General features: G+C 69.8%; 1 protein-coding gene. It reads left to right on the top strand.

What is annotated here, in order from left to right; translation table 11 throughout:
* The coding region (locus ACT89H_RS29405) for a condensation domain-containing protein (RefSeq protein WP_445111924.1) at nt 1-797 on the top strand (797 nt) is incomplete at both ends.

The raw sequence follows: 797 nt of genomic DNA, 5'->3' as shown, positions 1-797 counted from the left end.
GACACCTCCGTCGCCGCCCGCCAACTCACCTACTGGCGCCACCACCTCGCCGGCCTCACCGCCACCGCCGCCCTGCCCACCGACCGCCCCCGCCCCACCACACCCAGCATGCGCGGCGCCCACACCGGCTTCACCATCGACCCCGACACCCACCACGCCCTCACCGACCTCGCCCGCACCCACAACTGCACCCTGTTCATGGTCGTGCACGCCGCCGTCGCGGTCCTGCTGGCCCGGCTGACCGCCGACGCGGACGTCGCGATCGGCACCCCCATCGCCGGCCGCGGCCACCGCGCCCTCGACGACCTGGTCGGCATGTTCGTCAACACCCTCACCCTGCGCACCCGCGTCGAGACCGCCATGAGCTTCACCGAACTCATCGACCACACCCGCGACACCGACCTCGCCGCCTTCGCCAACGCCGACATCCCCTTCGAACGCGTCGTCGAAGCCGTCGCCCCCACCCGCGCCACCACCCACAACCCCCTCTTCAGCGTCGTCCTGTCATTCCAGAACAACGAACAACCCACCCTCCAACTCCCCGGCCTCACCGTCACCGCCCTGGACACCGACACCGTCGCCGCCAAATTCGACCTCCAAATCAACATCACCCCCCACCACCACGACAACGGCACCCCCGCCACCCTCGACACCACCCTCACCTACGCCACCGACCTCTACGACCACACCACCATCCACACCCTCGGCCACCGCCTCCACCGCATCCTCACCACCATCGCCACCCACCCCCACACCCTCATCGGCGACATCGACATCCTCGACCCCACCGAACGGGA

It is taken from the genome of Nocardia aegles (genome assembly GCF_052545135.1).
This window is presented reverse-complemented; position numbering and strand designations above follow the sequence as displayed.